Origin of the sequence: Streptomyces sp. NPDC092370 (assembly GCF_044755265.1) — a bacterium.
Taxonomy (GTDB): domain Bacteria; phylum Actinomycetota; class Actinomycetes; order Streptomycetales; family Streptomycetaceae; genus Streptomyces.
Genome location: NZ_JBIVQO010000002.1, coordinates 104,893 through 120,951 on the forward strand (window position 1 = coordinate 104,893; position 16,059 = coordinate 120,951).

Here is a 16,059-nt window from a genome sequence, read left to right on the forward strand (position 1 = left end):
GTTCAAGGTGTGCTCGCGGGACGGAAACGGCGGCGGTACTCGGCCGGGGGCGTGCCCAGGGTCCTGACGAAGGCCCGGCGCATGGCCTCGGGCGTGCCGTAGCCGCTGGTGCGGGCGATCTCCTCGACGCCGCCGGCGGTGTCCTCCAGGAGGCGCCGGGCGTGTTCGAGGCGGACGCGGTCCACGTAGCGGCCCGGTGTCATGCCCGTCTCGGCGCGGAAGGCGCGGGCGAAGTGGCGGGGCGAGAGGCGGGCCCGGGCGGCGAGGGTCTCGACGCAGAGGTCCGCGTCGGGATGGTCGGTGATCCACCGCTGGACGTCCCGCAGCGGCTCGCGGCGTGCGGTCTGGGCCGCGAGCTGGGCGCTGAACTGGGCCTGGTTCCCCGGGCGGCGCAGGAACACCACCAGGTGGCGGGCGATGGTGAGGGCTGCGTCCCGGCCCAGGTCCTCCTCGACCAAGGCGAGGGCGAGGTCGATGCCGGCGGTGACACCGGCCGAGGTGGCGATGTTCCCGTCGCGTACGTAGACGGGGTCGGGGTCGATCTCGACGGCCGGGTGCTCGCGGGCCAGCCGGTCGCAGTGCGCCCAGTGCGTCGTGGCGCGGCGGCCGTCCAGGAGGCCGGCTTCGGCGAGCACGGTGGCGCCGGTGCACACGGAGACCAGGCGTGCGGCGCGCGGGCCTCGTACGCGTACCCAGGCCACCAGACGCGGGTCGGGCCGCAGGCTGCCCGTTCCGCCGGGGACCAGGAGGATGTCCGGGTCGGGCGCGGTGGCCAGGGACTCGTCGGGGACGAGGGTCAGGCCGCTGGTGGTCCGCACGGGCGCGCCGTCCAGGGACGCCGTGCGGATCCGGTAGGCACCCGGGGAGAGCAGCTCCGCGCCCGCGAAGACTTCCACGGGCCCGGTGACGTCGAGACTCTGCAGGCCGTCGAAGAGGACGACGAGAACCGTGCGCTGGGTCATGCCGTCGATTGTTCGCGGGGGCGGAGGGTGGCCGCAATGACGAGTACCCCACCTTTCCTGCCCTGCGAGATCGGCCGTGTAGGACATACCAAGCGGTTGGTAACCTGCCGGGCATGACGACTGCCGCCCTGGAGCCGCGCGCCGGCCGACGCTGCCACAACATGCTCAACTCCCTCCACTCGACGCACTACTTCTCGCCCGACCTCGGGCGCGAGCTGGGCGCCGTGGGGGTCACCCATCCGCGGGCCGTGAACTTCGCCGTGCGGTCCGCCGCCCTCGGGCCGGTCGGGGCCGGGGCCGTGACGGCCACCTTCTACACCTACAAGTACGCGCTCGTGGCCCGGCATGTGCCGGCGGTGTGGGAGACCGCCGCACCCGGGCAGGTGCTGGCGGCACGCGCGCGTGCGGTCGACGCGACGCTGCGCCGCCTGCTCGGTGAGGAGGCCCTCGCGTCGGCGGAGATGTCCGAGGCGGCGCGGCTCGCCCTGCGCGCCGCCGAGGCCTGCTCGCGCGAGGCGCGGCCGCTGTACTCCGCGCACGCCGACCTGCCCGTCCCCGAAGAGCCGCACCTCGCCTACTGGCACGCGGCCACCCTGCTGCGCGAACACCGGGGGGACGGGCACCTGGCGGTCCTGATGTCCGCGGGCCTGGACGGGCTGGAGGCAATGGTGACCCACACGGCGACGGGCAAGGGCATGACCCCGAAGTGGGTCTTCTCCACTCGGGGCTGGAACCGGCAGGAGTGGGACGCCGCGACGGACCGGCTGCGGGAGCGCGGGCTGCTGGAGGCCTCCGGCGACCTCACCGAACAGGGTGTCGCCCTGCGCCGGGAGATCGAGCACGAGACGGACCGCCTGGACCGTGCCCCGTACGAGCACCTGGGCCCGGAGGGAGTGGCCCGGCTGACCGAACTGGGCGGGACGTTCGCACACGCGGCGCTCGTGGCGGGGGCGTTCCCGGCGGATCTGATCGGCAAGGGTGACGCATAGTGACGCGATGGTGAGGTACCCACTCTCCACCGGCCGCCGCGGCCGGGCCTGAGAAAGGGGAATTCCGTGTTCCGTGCTATCGCAGACGTGCTGCGCCAGATCGGCGGGGCCATCGCCACCGTCGTGACGCTGCCCTTCCGGGCGCTTGCCCGGCTCTTCGGCGGAGCCTCGTCCTCCACCCGCAGCCGCAGGGCCTGACCGGGACCCCGGCCTGCCGGGTGCCGCCCTGATCCCCGCGTGTCCGTGCCACCTGCCACAATTGCCGCGCAACCTCAGTGGAGAAGGCGGTACGGGATCGTGACGACACCCGGGTCCAACGGGTCCATCAGCGTAGGGTCCATCGAAGGCAGGATCGCCGAGGAACTCGGCGTACGGGAGCGGCAGGTCAGGGCCGCCGTGGAACTGCTCGACGGCGGTTCGACGGTGCCCTTCATCGCCCGCTACCGCAAGGAAGCGACCGAGATGCTCGACGATGCGCAGCTGCGCACCCTCGAGGAGCGACTGCGCTATCTGCGGGAGCTGGAGGAACGGCGGACGGCGATCCTGGAGTCGGTGCGCGAGCAGGGCAAGCTCACCGAGGAGCTCCAGGCGAGCATCCGGGGCGCCGAGACGAAGGCGCGCCTGGAGGACATCTACCTCCCGTACAAGCCCAAGCGGCGCACCAAGGCGCAGATCGCCCGCGAGGCCGGACTGGAGCCGCTGGCGGACGGGCTGCTCGGCGATCCTTCCGTCGAGCCCCTCGCCGCGGCCGCCGCGTTCGTCGACGCCGGCAAGGGCGTGGCCGATCCGCAGGCCGCCCTGGACGGCGCCCGGGCCATCCTCACCGAGCGGTTCTCGGAGGACGCCGACCTGATCGGCGAACTGCGCGAACGCATGTGGGTGCGTGGGCGGCTCGTCGCCAAGGTCCGGGAGGGCAAGGAGGAGGCGGGCGCGAAGTTCGCCGACTACTTCGACTTCGCCGAGCCGTTCACGGAGTTGCCCTCGCACCGGGTCCTCGCGATGCTGCGCGGCGAGAAGGAGGAGGTCCTCGACCTCGTCCTGGAGCCCGAGGAAGCCACGGACGGCCCCTCCTCGTACGAGGGGATCATCGCGCACAAGTTCGGGATCGCCGACCGGGGCCGCGCCGGCGACAAGTGGCTGAAGGACACGGTCCGCTGGGCCTGGCGCACCCGCGTCCTCGTCCATCTCGGCATCGACCTGCGGCTGCGGCTGCGCACGGCCGCCGAGGACGAGGCGGTGCGGGTCTTCGCCGCGAACCTGCGCGACCTGCTGCTCGCCGCCCCGGCGGGCACCCGCGCGACACTCGGCCTCGACCCCGGCTTCCGCACGGGTGTGAAGGTCGCCGTGGTCGACGCGACCGGCAAGGTCGTCGCCACGGACGTCATCCACCCGCACGTCCCGGCCAACCGGTGGGACGAGGCCATCGCGAAGCTGGCCCGGCTCGCGAAGGATCACGCGGTCGAGCTGATCGCGATCGGCAACGGCACCGCGTCCCGCGAGACCGACAAGCTCGCCGGTGAACTGATCGCCAAGCACCCGGAGTTGAACCTCACGAAGGTGATGGTGTCGGAGGCCGGCGCGTCCGTGTACTCGGCGTCCGCCTTCGCCTCGCAGGAGCTGCCCGACATGGACGTGTCGCTGCGCGGCGCCGTGTCGATCGCCCGCCGGCTCCAGGACCCGCTGGCCGAGCTGGTGAAGATCGACCCGAAGTCGATCGGCGTCGGCCAGTACCAGCACGACCTGTCCGAGGTGAAGCTGTCGCGTTCGCTGGACGCGGTGGTGGAGGACTGTGTGAACGGTGTGGGCGTGGACGTCAACACGGCCTCGGCCCCACTGCTCGCCCGGGTCTCCGGCATCACCTCCGGGCTCGCCGAGAACATCGTGGCGCACCGCGACCAGAACGGGCCGTTCAAGGCCCGCGGTGAGCTGAAGAAGGTGGCGCGGCTCGGCCCGAAGGCGTACGAGCAGTGCGCGGGCTTCCTGCGGATCCGCGGCGGTGACGATCCGCTGGACGCGTCGAGCGTGCACCCGGAGGCGTATCCGGTGGTCCGGCGCATGGTGAAGACCGCCGGGCAGGAGGTCGCCTCGCTCATCGGCAACACCGGGGTGCTGCGCTCGCTGAAGCCGCAGGACTTCGTGGACGAGACATTCGGCCTGCCGACGGTCACCGACATCCTGAAGGAGCTGGAGAAGCCCGGCCGCGACCCGCGCCCGGCCTTCAAGACCGCCGCCTTCAAGGACGGTGTGGAGAAGATCTCCGACCTGTCGTCCGGGATGATCCTGGAGGGCGTCGTGACGAACGTCGCCGCGTTCGGGGCGTTCGTGGACATCGGTGTCCACCAGGACGGTCTGGTGCACGTGTCCGCGATGTCGAAGACGTTCGTGAAGGACCCCCGCGACGTGGTCAAGCCCGGCGACATCGTGAAGGTGAAGGTCCTCGACGTCGACATCCCGCGCAAGCGGATCTCGCTGACGCTGCGGCTGGACGACGAGGCGGCCCCGCAGGGGCAGGGCGCCGGTCCCGGCGAGCGCCGGCAGCGCGGCGGGCGTCCGCCGCAGCAGCGGCAGGGCGGTGGCCGTGGGGGCCAAGGCGGCGGTCGCGGCGGTCAGCAGCGGCAGGCTCCGCCGCCGGCCAACAGCGCGATGGCCGACGCGTTGCGCCGGGCGGGTCTGGCCGATCCGAAGAACGGGCGCCGCTGACGGCTGCGCCGGGGTGGCCGTGGGGAGCTGCGGGTCCGTCGTGGGCGGCGCGCGGTTCTCCAGGTCCCTGAAGGGGGAGCGTCGCTCCCCCTTCAGGGACCTGGAGTGAGGGCATGTCCGCCATCACCCGGGAAGTGTGCGCGAGCGGGGGGAGGCGAGACCGCCTGGCCCGAACTGGGGGAAGGCGTGCTGCGGGCGCGGGGGCGCGCCGTCGGGACCGCTCCCGAGCCCTGCTGGGTCACGTACGAACTCGACACGGCCGACCGCTTCGTGACCCGCCGGGTGCGGGTGACCGCCGAGTCCGCCGACGGGTTCCGCACGCTCGACCCGCTCCACGACGGCGAGGGCTGCTGGACCGCGAACGGCGAGCCGCTCCCGGACGTCGACCGGAGCCCTCGACTGCGATCTCGGGCTGTGCCCGCTCACCAACACCGTGCCGGTGCTCCGGCACGGGCTCCGCCGGACGCCCGGCGAGCGGGACTTCCTGATGGCCTGGGTATCGGTGCCGGACCTGACCGTGCGGCCCTCACGGCAGACGTACACGCATCTGGAGCCGGGCGCGTCCACTACTCCTGCGGCGGCTTCCACAGCGACCTGGAGTTCGACGAGGACGGGTTCGTCGTCGACTATCCGCGACCGGCCGGGCGCCTGACGGCCCGTTAGCGCTCGGTCACCTTGCCGTCCGCCACGTCCAGGCGGCGGGTGACGTGCACGGCGTCCAGCATGCGGCGGTCGTGGGTGACCAGCAGGAGGGTTCCCTCATAGGCGTCGAGGGCGGACTCCAGCTGCTCGATGGCCGGCAGGTCGAGGTGGTTGGTCGGCTCGTCGAGGACCAGGAGATTGACGCCCCGGCCCTGGAGCAGCGCCAGGGCTGCCCGGGTGCGCTCGCCCGGGGAGAGGCTTCCCGCGGGCCGCAGGACATGGTCCTTCTTCAGGCCGAACTTGGCCAGCAGCGTGCGGATCTCGACCGGTTCGGTGTCGGGGACGGCCGTGCGGAAGGCGTCGAGCAGGGCCTCCTCGCCGTGGAACAGCTTGCGGGCCTGGTCGACCTCGCCGAGCAGGACGCCCGAGCCCAGCGCGGCGTGCCCGGCGTCCAGCGGGACCCGGCCGAGGAGGGCGGCGAGCAGCGTGGACTTGCCGGCGCCGTTCGCGCCCGTCACCGCCACCCGGTCCGCCCAGTCGATCTGCAGGGAGACGGGGCCGAGGACGAAACCGCCGCGGCGCACCTCGGCGTCCCGCAGGGTCGCGACGACGGCGCCCGAACGCGGGGCCGACGCGATCTCCATCCGCAGCTCCCACTCCTTGCGGGGCTCCTCGACGACCTCCAGGCGCTCGATCATCCGCTGGGTCTGGCGGGCCTTCGCGGCCTGCTTCTCGCTGGCCTCGCTGCGGAACTTGCGGCCGATCTTGTCGTTGTCGTTGCCCGCCTTGCGGCGCGCGTTCTTCACGCCCTTGTCCATCCAGGAGCGCTGCGTCTGAGCGCGGTCCTGGAGGGCCGCCTTCTTGTCCGCGTACTCCTCGAACTCGTCGCGGGCGTGCCGGCGGGAGACCTCCCGCTCCTCCAGGTAGGCCTCGTAGCCACCGCCGAAGAGGTTGATCTGCTGTTGGGCGAGGTCGAGTTCGAGGACCTTGGTGACGGTGCGGGCGAGGAACTCGCGGTCGTGGCTGACGACCACCGTCCCGGCGCGCAGGCCGCCGACGAAGCGTTCCAGGCGCTCCAGGCCGTCCAGGTCGAGGTCGTTGGTCGGCTCGTCGAGGAGGAAGACGTCGTAGCGGGACAGCAGCAGGGAGGCGAGGCCGGCGCGAGCCGCCTGACCGCCGGACAGGGACGTCATCGGCTGGTCCAGGTCGACCGCGAGACCGAGGGAGTCGGCGACCTCCTCGGCGCGTTCGTCGAGGTCGGCGCCGCCCAGGCCGAGCCAGCGCTCCAGGCTCGTGGCGTAGGCGTCGTCGGCGCCGGGTGCCCCGTCGACCAGGGCCTGGGTCGCCTCGTCCATGGTCCGCTGGGCCTCGGCGACGCCGGTGCGGCGGGCGAGGAAGGCCCTTACGGTCTCGCCGGGCCGGCGGTCGGGCTCCTGCGGGAGGTGTCCGACGGTGGCCGCCGGCGGGGACAGGCGCAGGTCGCCCTGCTCGGGTGCGGTGAGTCCGGCGAGCATCCTGAGCAGCGTGGACTTGCCCGCGCCGTTGGCCCCGACCAGGCCGATCACATCGCCGGGCGCGACGACGAGGTCGAGGCCGGTGAACAGGGAGCGGTCGCCGTGGCCGGCGGCGAGGTTCTTGGCGACGAGAGTGGCAGTCATCAGAGCGCCGATCCTAACGGCCGGGCCGCTCAGTGGTTCACGGCCGTCACCAGGACGCTTCCGTTGGTGCGCGCCACGACGAACGCCTGGCCCCGGACCGCTTTGGCGTCGAGGGCGACGCGGTGGCGGCCCGCGGGGAGGACGCCGTCGAAGATCTCGTGGGTGCGCGTGCGGGAGAGCCGGTCCAGGCGGTAGACGGTCAGGGTGACGCGGCAGGCGGAGGTGATCTCCAGATCGGCCCCGGTGTCGGTGGCGGTGAGGCCGGTGAGGCGGCGCTGTGCGACGGGGCTGCGGTCCAGGGCGTGTTCGATCTGGGCGACGAGGAGCGGGACGATCGGGGCGAGAGCGTCGACGTAGGCGACCGTGGCCCCGGCGTTCTCGAAGGCGCGCCGGACGGCGGCACGTTCCTGCTCGCCCGCCGCGTGGCCGAAGGCGACGGCGCCGTAGCCGCGCAGTTCGTCGGGGGACACACGGTGGGCGTCATGGGCGATGTCGGCGCCGACGCCGATGGTGCGCAGGGCCGCGGCGAGCTTGGCGAGGGCGGCGACGCGGGTGCCGATCAGCAGGACGCGGCGCCGGGGGCCGGGCCCGGAGCCGTTGAGCAGGGCGCCGAGCGCCGTCCGGTACTCGGCGCCGCGGAAGCGGAACGGGCCGATGCCGTGGTAGCCGTTGCGCTCCAGGTCGGCGTGTTCGTCGGTCTGCCAGGCGAAGTCCTGCCAGACGAAGTCCTCGCCGTCGCTCCGGATGAGCGCGGTGACGGCCCCGCAGGCCAGGTCCTCGCATTCGGGGCAGCCGTAGACGACGTACCGGCCGCCCGGTAACGGGGCCGCGCTCTCCAGGAGCAGGCTGCGGACCTGTGCGGTGAAGATCGCGGGTGGGACGTCGGAGGCGAGCGGGGAGACCGCGTCGAGGTCGGAGAGCTGGAACAGCAGGGGGCGTCCGTCGACGATGAAGTCCACGAAGTCCCGGTGAACCTGATGACCACCGTCGTTGAGGACTCCCCCGGCCCGCGTCGCGGGTGCCAGCCCGAAGGTCGCGTACTCGGCGCACATACGGTGAGTATCCCCACACTGCGGGTGAGGTGAGCACGGCGTGCCGGATTTCCGTTACGGTCCGGGCATGCGGAGCGAGGCGAGTGGCGAGATCGTGGTGGTCGGCGGCGGGGTGGCGGGGCTGACGACCGCGCTGGTTCTCGCGGAGCAGGGCCGACGGGTACGGGTGTGGACGCGGGACGCCGTCGAGACGACCACCTCAGCCGTCGCGGGCGCGCTGTGGTGGCCGTACCGGATCGAGCCGGTCGCGACGGCGCGCGTGTGGGCGCTGCGGTCGCTGGAGGTGTACGAGGAACTGGCGGCGCGGCCCGAGCACACCGGCGTACGCATGGTCGAAGGAGTACAGGGCGAGACCCGTCTCGACGAGGCCGAGGGATGGCTGGCGGGCCGGGTGCCGGGGCTGCGGGCGGCCACGCCCCGGGAGTACGCGGGCACGGGTGTCCGGGCTCGGCTGCCGCTGATCGACATGCCGGCTCATCTGCCGTGGCTGCGGGAGCGGTTCGTGGCGGCGGGCGGGGTGGTCGAGTCGCGCACGGTGTCCACCTTCGCGGAGGTGGACGCGCCGGTCGTGGTCAACTGCACGGGACTCGCCGCGCGGGAGCTCGTGCCGGACCCCTCCGTACGGCCTGTGCGCGGGCAACTGGTCGTCGTGGAGAACCCGGGGATCGACACCTGGCTGGTCTCCACCGACGCGGCCGGGGAGCACACGTACCTGTTCCCGCAGCCGGACGGGCTCGTCCTCGGCGGTACGTCCGAGGAGGACGCGTGGTCGCTGGAGCCCGACCCCGCGACGGCCGAGGCGATCGTCCGCCGCTGTGCGGCCCTGCGGCCGGAGATCACGGGGGCCCGTGTGCTGGGGCACCGGGTCGGGCTGCGGCCCACCCGGCCGGCGGTCCGCCTGGAGCGCGAGGCCCTGCCGGACGGCCGGCTCCTGGTGCACAACTACGGCCACGGCGGCGCGGGCGTCACCGTGGCCTGGGGGTGTGCGCAGGAGGCGGCCCGGCTGGTCTCCGGCTGACGGCGCGCGCCTGCCCGTCCGAACCGCGAGAACGGCCCGGGCCCGCGGAAGTCGAGGGCGGGGGCGGCCCGGACCGCGGAACCCGGGCCGCCCCCGCCGTACGGATCAGTGCTTGCCGATCGGGTCTCCCTCGATGTCCGGACCGCGGCCCGGGCCGACCCGGAACTCGAACTCGCCGTCGTACTTCTTGTGCCCTTCCATGACGGCCATCTCGACGGCCTCCGAGCCCATCTGCTCCCGCACGATCACCGGATCGCGGCGAAGGTCGCGCATGAGCGCGACGCACATGAAGATCATCACGATGACGAACGGCGCCGCCGCGAGGATCGTGAGGTTCTGCAGACCGGTCAGCGCGTCGCCCTGGCCGCTGCCGACCAGGAGCATGATCGCGGCCACCGCACCGGTGACCACGCCCCAGAACACCACCACGAACCGGCCCGGCTCGAGCGCGCCCTTCTGGGACAGGGTGCCCATGACGATGGAGGCCGCGTCGGCGCCCGAGACGAAGAAGATGCCGACGAGGACCATCACGAGCAGGCTCGTGACCGTGGCGACGGGGAACTGCTGGAGCACGCCGAAGAGCTGGCCCTCCGGGGTCGCCTCCTTGCCGAGCTGCCCCTGCTCCTGCATCTTCATCGCCGAGCCACCGAAGACCGCGAACCAGATCAGGCTGACCGTGCTGGGCACGAGGATGACACCACCGACGAACTGGCGGATCGTGCGGCCCCGGCTGATACGGGCGATGAACATGCCGACGAACGGCGTCCAGGAGATCCACCAGGCCCAGTAGAAGACCGTCCAGCTGCCCAGCCAGTCGGCGACGCCCTCGCCACCGCTCGCCTCGGTCCGGCCGGCCAGCTGGGGCAGGTCGCCGAGGTAGGCGAAGACGGAGGTGGGCAACAGGTCCAGGACGATGATGGTCGGGCCGGCCACGAACACGAACAGGGCGAGCACCAGCGCCAGCACCATGTTGGTGTTGGACAGCCACTGGATGCCCTTCTCCACACCGGAGATCGCCGACGCGACGAAGGCCAGGGTCAGCACCGCGATGATCGTGACGAGCAGCCCGGTGCTCACCTTGTCCATCCACTTCAGCTCCTGCACACCGGAGCCGATCTGGAGCGCGCCGAGTCCCAGGGAGGCGGCCGAACCGAAGACGGTCGCGATGATCGCGAGGATGTCGATGGCCCGCCCGACGCCGCCGTTGGCGTTCTTCTTGCCGATCAGCGGGGTGAAGACGGCGCTGATGGTCTGCCGGCGCCGCCGACGGAAGGTGCTGTAGGCGATGGCGAGTCCCACCACGGCGTAGATCGCCCAGGGGTGGAGCGTCCAGTGGAACAGGGTGGTGGCCATGGCCGTCTCCATGCGTTCGCCGGAGTCGGCCGGGTTCGTGCCCGGCGGGGGCGCGCCGTAGTGCGACAACGGCTCGCTCACGCCGTAGAACATCAGGCCGATGCCCATGCCCGCGCTGAACATCATCGCGACCCAGGACACCGTGCGGAACTCGGGCTCCTCGCCCTCGGCTCCCAGGTGGATACGGCCGTAGCGGCTGATGGCGAGCCAGAGGGCGAAGACCACGAAGCCGGAGGCCGCGAGCATGAACGCCCAGCCGCCGTTGTGGAGCAGCCCGCCGAGCATGCTGGTGGAGACGTCTTCGAGCGAGTCGGTCGCCGCCGCGCCCCAGACCACGAAGGCGAGGGTGAGCACCGCCGTGACGCCGAAGACGATGCGGTCGGTCTGCGGCCGGTCCTGACCGGGCAGGCCCGCTTCGGACCCCGGCAGCGCGGCTCCCTCCGGGGAGTCCTTGTCGCTTGGTCGTTCTTGCGTCACAGGCGGCACCTTTCATCGGGACAGCTGAGGAGGACGCAGGCCCTCCGTAAACGCTGCTACCACGTGTGGCGGAATTTCACCCCTCTCAGCATGCGGTTTCGGATGAACCTCCGGTCAGGTGGTACTCGGCCCGGTCGTCGAGCAGCAGCGGCACCAGTGCCCGCAGGGGCTGGCGCAGGGGGACGAGCACGCCCTCGGCGTCCCGGCGTACGCGCACCCCGTGCAGTGCGAGTTCGTCGCCCACCTCGGCGTACTGGGTGGCGGTGAGGCGGTAGCCGCAGGGCGGGTTCTCGATGATGTCGGCCGCCTCGGGCGGGTCGTTGTCGGCGCCGCCGACGTAGACCGGGCCGGTGACGGCGTAGCCCGCGAGCCGGGCCCTGACCGTCGCCCTCTCGAGGCGGCCGCGGCGCTGGTCGGTGTAGCCGAACAGGCCCTTGAGTGCGTCCAGTTGGGAGGTGACCCGGCGGCGGTTGTTCAGGGCTTCGTCCGCCTTCTCCGCCGCGGTGAGCGGGTCCACGCGGCTCTCGATGAGCAGCCCGACGGAGTGCTTCACCCCGGACATGTTGCGCAGGATGCGCTCCTGTCCGTCCCCGGCGACCTGTTTGACCGGCTCACCGGTCTGCGGGTCGGTCCAGATGCCGTAGGTGCCCGTGGAGTGGCCGGCCCGCCGGGCGGCGGGGCGGACGTACGCCTCGGAGAGGGTGCGCGCCTCGTCGTGGACCGCCTCGTGGGTGTTGAGGTTGCGCGGCCACAGGTCGAAGAGGTCCTTGTCGTAGAACCGGGGTGTGGCGCCGTACTCGTGCAGGTCGTAAACGATGTCGGGGCGCTGGTCGCGGATGACGGCGGCCAGGGCGCGGGCCTCGGGGGTCTTCAGGGCGAGGTGGTCGCGGTTGACGTCGACGCCGTCGCTGTTGCCGCGGGTGCCGGCCGCCCGGCCGTCGGGGTTGGCGGTGGGCACGACCAGGACGGTGGTGCGGTCCAGGAAGCGCCGGGTGCGGCTGTCGCGGGCGTGCGCGAGGTCGCGGACGGTGGTCAGACAGGCCTCGCGGCCGGAGGGTTCGTCGCCGTGCTGGCTGCAGACGAGCAGCACCTTGCTGGGGCTCGGGCGGTTGCCGATCCGCAGCAGGTGGAGCGGGCGGTCCTGCTTCGTCGTTCCGATGCGGGTCATGGAGACGCGGCCGCTGGACCGGTCGACGGCCCTGAGGAAGTCCTGCTCCTCGGGCTGGGTGGTCCAGCGGGCGCCGTTCGACTGTTCGAAGCCGGTGCGCGGCGGGGAGCCGGGGGCCGCGTGGGCCGGTGCGGCGACCAGGGAGGCCGTGAGGGCCGCGGTGGTCAGGACCAGGGCGCGGACGCGGGTGGTGTGTCGGGTCACCGGCTCGCCTCCGGGACGCGGTGCGCGGCGCGCGGCTCCCGTACGCCGTCCAGGACGGTGGCGTCGGGGGTGGCGGGCGCGGCGCCCGTGGTGGCGCGGGCGAAGGCGGTGGCTCCGCCGACGAAGGGGACGCGCGCCGAGGTGCGGGACAGGTCGAGGGTCAGCTTGGGCGTGTCCGCGGGAGGGTCGATGAGGTCCTTGTCGGTGCCCGCGACGATCAGCGCCAGGCGGTGGCCCTTCGGGACGACACGGTCGGTCGCCGCGAGGTCGAGGGTGATCGTGTACCGCGTGCCCGGGGTGAGCGGGGAGCCCTTGTGGTCGGAGGCGTGGTTGCCGAGGTCGGCCCAGCCGCGGCTGACGACCGTGTAGTCCACGTCGGCGGTCTTCGCCTTGGTCTCCTTGAAGCAGGAGCTGTCACCGGCGGTGCTCGCGCCCCAGCAGGTGCGGTCCGTGAGGGTGGTGATGCCCTCGCCGGCGTGGGCGTAGTCGCGGATGGTGGCGGGGCCGATGTCCACGAGGACGGCGGAGAGGTGGGCCGTCGGGGTGGAGGGCGTGGCGGTGACGGTGACCTCGGAGGAGCCGGACAGGCGCAGGGCGCGGGTGAGCGGCCGGGTGACGAACCCGGCCTTCTCCGGGGTCGGCCGGTCGATCTGCGCGGCCCAGTCGGCCTCGCTCCGCGTCGGGTCGTCGGTGAAGCCCTCGCTGCCGTGGCCGCGGCGCAGGCCGAGGGTGCCGACGCCGGGCCGGGTGCCCCGGTCGGGGCGCAGGGTGGTGGCCCGGGTGCCGCTCGGCGGCCAGAGCGCGGAGGTCGCCCACTGGTCGGGGGCGCGCTCGATGTCGGCCATGGGCTCGCGGTCGATGCCGTTGTCGTAACCCATGAGTTCGTGGTCGAACCAGCGGTGCAGCGTCTCGACCCACTCCGCGCGCCGGAAGTCGAAGGGGTCGACGTGGCCGGTCTGCGACAGCCAGATCTTCCGGTCGACGCCGTTCTTGGCGAGGGCGTCCCACCACTGGCCGACGTGCTTCATGCGGACGTTGAGGTCCTGCATGCCGTGGACCAGGAAGACGCTGGCCTTCACCTTGCGCGCGGCCTTCACGTAGTCGCGCTCGCTCCACAGCGGGGTCCAGTCGCCGGTGCGCGGGGCCCCGTCGGCGAGCTTGTGCTGGACGGCACCGCACTTGGCGCGGGCGTCGGGGCTGTCGACGTAGTTCGACAGCCAGTCGGGGCCGGAGTCGTAGAGAGGGGCGCCCTGCTGGAAGTAGTAGTCGTACCAGGAGGAGATGGCGCTGATCGGGACGATGGTCTTCAGGCCCTTGACGCCGGTCGCGGCGACGCCGTTGGCGATGGTGCCGTCCCAGCTCTTGCCGATCATGCCGGTGCGGCCGTTGGTCCAGCCCGCATGGGCGCGGGTGGTGCCGGTGCGGCTCGTGTAGGCCTTGGCACGGCCGTTCAGCCAGTCGACGACCGCTTTGGCGGAATGGATGTCGGAGCGGCCTCCGACGTCGACGCAGCCGTCGGAGCGATTGGTCCCGGCCAGGTCCACGCCGACGAAGGCGTAGCCGCGCGGGACGAAGTAGTTGTCGTAGTACAGCGGCATCTGTGCGACACGGCCCTGCGCGTCGTACGTCTTCTTCTGGCTCTCGTTGCCCCGCCCGCAGCAGGAGTAGTACGGGCTGGCGTCCATGATGACGGGGACCTTGCGGCCCTGCCGGGCGGTTTCGCGGGGGCGGACGATGTCGACGGCGACCCGGTCGGTCTTTCCGTCCCGGTCGCCGTCGAGTCCGGTGTCCACCCAGACGGCCTCGCGGATGGCGTTCCCGTACGAGTACACGGGTTCGCTCCCCCGGGGGGTGGCCTGTGCGGCCATCGGAGTGAGCAGGGTGGCCAAGAGGGCGGCGGTGGCCGCCGTCGCGAGCGGTCTCCAGGTCGTGAAGCGCGTGCGTTTCGGCATGCGCCGGACGCTACATCGGTGAACTCCTGTTCAGAAGAGGGCAACTGACGGTCCGGCGTGTCCGGGACGAGCCTTCGGGGCGGGTGTCTCATGTCGGCCGAATGGCGATCGTGTGACAGCAGGGGCCATGGACATGATCAGGGGCACAGGGAGTCAATAGGCTCCTCACTGACACCGGAACACCTCGGGACCCTACGACTTGGAGCCTTGCGTGCACCGCAGAATCATCGCGCCGGGAGCCCTGGCAGCGGCCGTTCTCCTGCTGGCGATCCCGGCATCGGCGGCCCCCCACTCCCCCGGCGCGCCGGGTATCGGCGACCCCTACTACCCGGCCCACGGCAACGGCGGATACGACGTCTCCCACTACGACCTCCGGCTGAAGTACCAGCCGGCCACGGACGAACTGGAGGGCACGGCGACCCTTGTGGCCCGCACCACGCAGGACCTGTCGAGTTTCGATCTGGACTTCCTGCTGGACGTCGACGAGGTGCGCGTCAACGGCGCGACGGCGTCGTTCCGTCCCTCGGGCGAGCACGAGCTGGTGATCACGCCGAAGCGCCCGCTGGCCAAGGGCACGTCCGTCACGGTCGTCGTGCGCTACCGCGGGGTGCCCTCGTCGAAACAGGCCTACGGTTTCACCAGCTGGCACCGCACGCCTGACGGGGGCGTCGCGGCGAACGAGCCCGAGGCGGCGGCGTGGTGGTTCCCGAGCAACGACCACCCCCTCGACAAGGCGACCTACGACGTGTCCGTGCTGGTCCCGGACGGCACCCAGGCCATCTCCAACGGCACGCTGCAATCCACGAGTTCACGCCTGGGCTGGACCCGGTGGAACTGGCGGTCCAGCAAACCGCAGACCACGTACCTCGCCACGCTGGCCGTCGGGAAGTTCGACATCACGACCGGCACGACCGAGAGCGGCATCCCCGTCCTCAACGCCTACAGCAAGGACCTGGGCGAGCACGCCGGCGCGGCGCGGGCGAGCATCGAACGGACCGGGGAGATCGCGGAGTGGCTGGCCGGGTACTTCGGGCCGTACCCCTACAACGCGCTCGGCGGGTACGTGCCGAACACGAACACCGGGTACGCGCTGGAGACCCAGACCCGGCCGTTCTACAGCCCCCGGCAGTTCGCGAACGGGTCGAACGTGTCCCTGGTCGTCCATGAGCTGGCCCACCAGTGGTACGGCGACGAGGTGTCGCTCAAGGGCTGGAAGGACATCTGGATCAACGAGGGGTTCGCCCGCTACGCGCAGTGGCTGTGGTCCGAGCACGAGGGCGAGGGCACGGCGCAGGAACTCGCCGACTACGTGTACGCCTCGCACCCCGCCGACGACCCGTTCTGGACGGTGAAGCCCGGGGATCCCGGCCCGGACAACCAGTTCCACACCGCTGTCTACGACCGGGGCGCGCTGGCCGTCCAGGCACTGCGCAACGCCGTCGGCGACGAGGACTTCTTCGCCATCCTGAAGGGCTGGCCCTCGAAGTACGCGCACGGCAACGCCTCGGTGGCGGACTTCCGGCGGTACGCGGAGGAGGTCTCGGGCAAGCCCTTGGCCGCGCTCTTCGACACCTGGCTGTTCCAGCCGTCGAAGCCGGGTGCGCCGGCGGCTCGCGCCGCGGCGGTCGCCAAGGCGGCGAAGGGCGTCGCCCAGCCCAGGTCGTGGAAGAGGATCGCGGCGACGAACGGGGCGCACGGGCACGCGGGTGCCGGGCACGGGGAGCACGCGCGCTGAGGTGCCTGGTTCCGCATGGCTGCGGGCGGTGCCGCTTGGGGTGATGGGGTCCCCCTGCTCGAGCGAAGCCGAGCAGGGGGGAGGGTGGGCGCAGCGGCACCCCCTCGCAACGGGCTGGGCAACGCCCGCCCGGTCGCGCTCACACCTGG

The 16,059-nt window shown here is 72.2% G+C and carries 12 protein-coding genes and 1 pseudogene; 7 read left to right on the forward strand and 6 right to left on the reverse strand.

All coding sequences use genetic code 11. The features are described from left to right. Positions 1-2 precede the first annotated feature (2 nt). Positions 3-962 (reverse strand): GlxA family transcriptional regulator, encoded by a 960-nt coding sequence (locus ACIQHQ_RS07105; RefSeq protein WP_402610724.1) that lies wholly within the window; start codon positions 960-962, stop codon positions 3-5. Between the two features lie 113 nt (positions 963-1,075). On the opposite strand from ACIQHQ_RS07105, the gene ACIQHQ_RS07110 reads away from it, so the two are divergent. The 5 genes and pseudogenes from ACIQHQ_RS07110 to ACIQHQ_RS07130 all read left to right on the forward strand — a co-directional run bounded on the left by ACIQHQ_RS07110 (position 1,076) and on the right by ACIQHQ_RS07130 (position 5,303). Next, the gene (locus ACIQHQ_RS07110) at positions 1,076-1,951 is read left to right on the forward strand and encodes a hypothetical protein (protein ID WP_402610725.1); all 876 of its coding nucleotides are present in this window, start codon (positions 1,076-1,078) and stop codon (positions 1,949-1,951) included. Positions 1,952-2,017: 66 nt separating this feature from the next. Next, positions 2,018-2,149 (forward strand): LPFR motif small protein, encoded by a 132-nt coding sequence (locus tag ACIQHQ_RS07115; RefSeq protein WP_252100478.1) that lies wholly within the window; start codon positions 2,018-2,020, stop codon positions 2,147-2,149. A gap of 99 nt (positions 2,150-2,248) precedes the next feature. Further along, positions 2,249-4,651, forward strand: a complete 2,403-nt coding sequence (locus ACIQHQ_RS07120) for a Tex family protein (protein ID WP_402610726.1) — start codon at positions 2,249-2,251, stop codon at positions 4,649-4,651. A 105-nt stretch (positions 4,652-4,756) separates the two neighbouring features. Then, a pseudogene (locus ACIQHQ_RS07125) lies at positions 4,757-5,011 on the forward strand (putative glycolipid-binding domain-containing protein); the annotation flags it as partial. Between the two features lie 73 nt (positions 5,012-5,084). Continuing rightward, complete coding sequence (locus ACIQHQ_RS07130; protein WP_402611587.1) at positions 5,085-5,303, forward strand: putative glycolipid-binding domain-containing protein; 219 nt, start codon at positions 5,085-5,087, stop codon at positions 5,301-5,303. A 7-nt stretch (positions 5,304-5,310) separates the two neighbouring features. Here the strand turns inward: ACIQHQ_RS07130 and ACIQHQ_RS07135 are convergent, their stop codons facing one another. Both ACIQHQ_RS07135 and ACIQHQ_RS07140 read right to left on the reverse strand, forming a co-directional pair. Beyond that, complete coding sequence (locus ACIQHQ_RS07135; RefSeq protein WP_402610727.1) at positions 5,311-6,951, reverse strand: ABC-F family ATP-binding cassette domain-containing protein; 1,641 nt, start codon at positions 6,949-6,951, stop codon at positions 5,311-5,313. A gap of 29 nt (positions 6,952-6,980) precedes the next feature. After that, positions 6,981-8,003, reverse strand: coding sequence for an oxidoreductase (locus ACIQHQ_RS07140; protein ID WP_402610728.1), 1,023 nt, complete (start codon positions 8,001-8,003; stop codon positions 6,981-6,983). Positions 8,004-8,070: 67 nt separating this feature from the next. Between ACIQHQ_RS07140 and ACIQHQ_RS07145 the strand changes: the two genes are divergently transcribed. After that, entirely contained in the window at positions 8,071-9,021 is a 951-nt protein-coding gene (locus ACIQHQ_RS07145; RefSeq protein ID WP_402610729.1) for an FAD-dependent oxidoreductase, read from the forward strand. 105 nt (positions 9,022-9,126) lie between these two features. Here the strand turns inward: ACIQHQ_RS07145 and ACIQHQ_RS07150 are convergent, their stop codons facing one another. The 3 genes from ACIQHQ_RS07150 to ACIQHQ_RS07160 form a co-directional block, all read right to left on the reverse strand. Beyond that, positions 9,127-10,851: a BCCT family transporter gene (locus ACIQHQ_RS07150; RefSeq protein WP_402610730.1), complete on the reverse strand. Its 1,725-nt coding sequence runs from the start codon at positions 10,849-10,851 to the stop codon at positions 9,127-9,129. A gap of 85 nt (positions 10,852-10,936) precedes the next feature. After that, positions 10,937-12,223 (reverse strand): M14 family metallocarboxypeptidase, encoded by a 1,287-nt coding sequence (locus ACIQHQ_RS07155; RefSeq protein ID WP_402610731.1) that lies wholly within the window; start codon positions 12,221-12,223, stop codon positions 10,937-10,939. Next, positions 12,220-14,175, reverse strand: a complete 1,956-nt coding sequence (locus ACIQHQ_RS07160; RefSeq protein ID WP_402610732.1) for a Xaa-Pro dipeptidyl-peptidase — start codon at positions 14,173-14,175, stop codon at positions 12,220-12,222. The genes ACIQHQ_RS07155 and ACIQHQ_RS07160 overlap by 4 nt, the downstream gene beginning before the upstream one ends. 211 nt (positions 14,176-14,386) lie before the next feature. Between ACIQHQ_RS07160 and ACIQHQ_RS07165 the strand changes: the two genes are divergently transcribed. Beyond that, positions 14,387-15,910, forward strand: coding sequence for a M1 family metallopeptidase (locus ACIQHQ_RS07165; protein ID WP_402610733.1), 1,524 nt, complete (start codon positions 14,387-14,389; stop codon positions 15,908-15,910). Positions 15,911-16,059 lie beyond the last annotated feature (149 nt).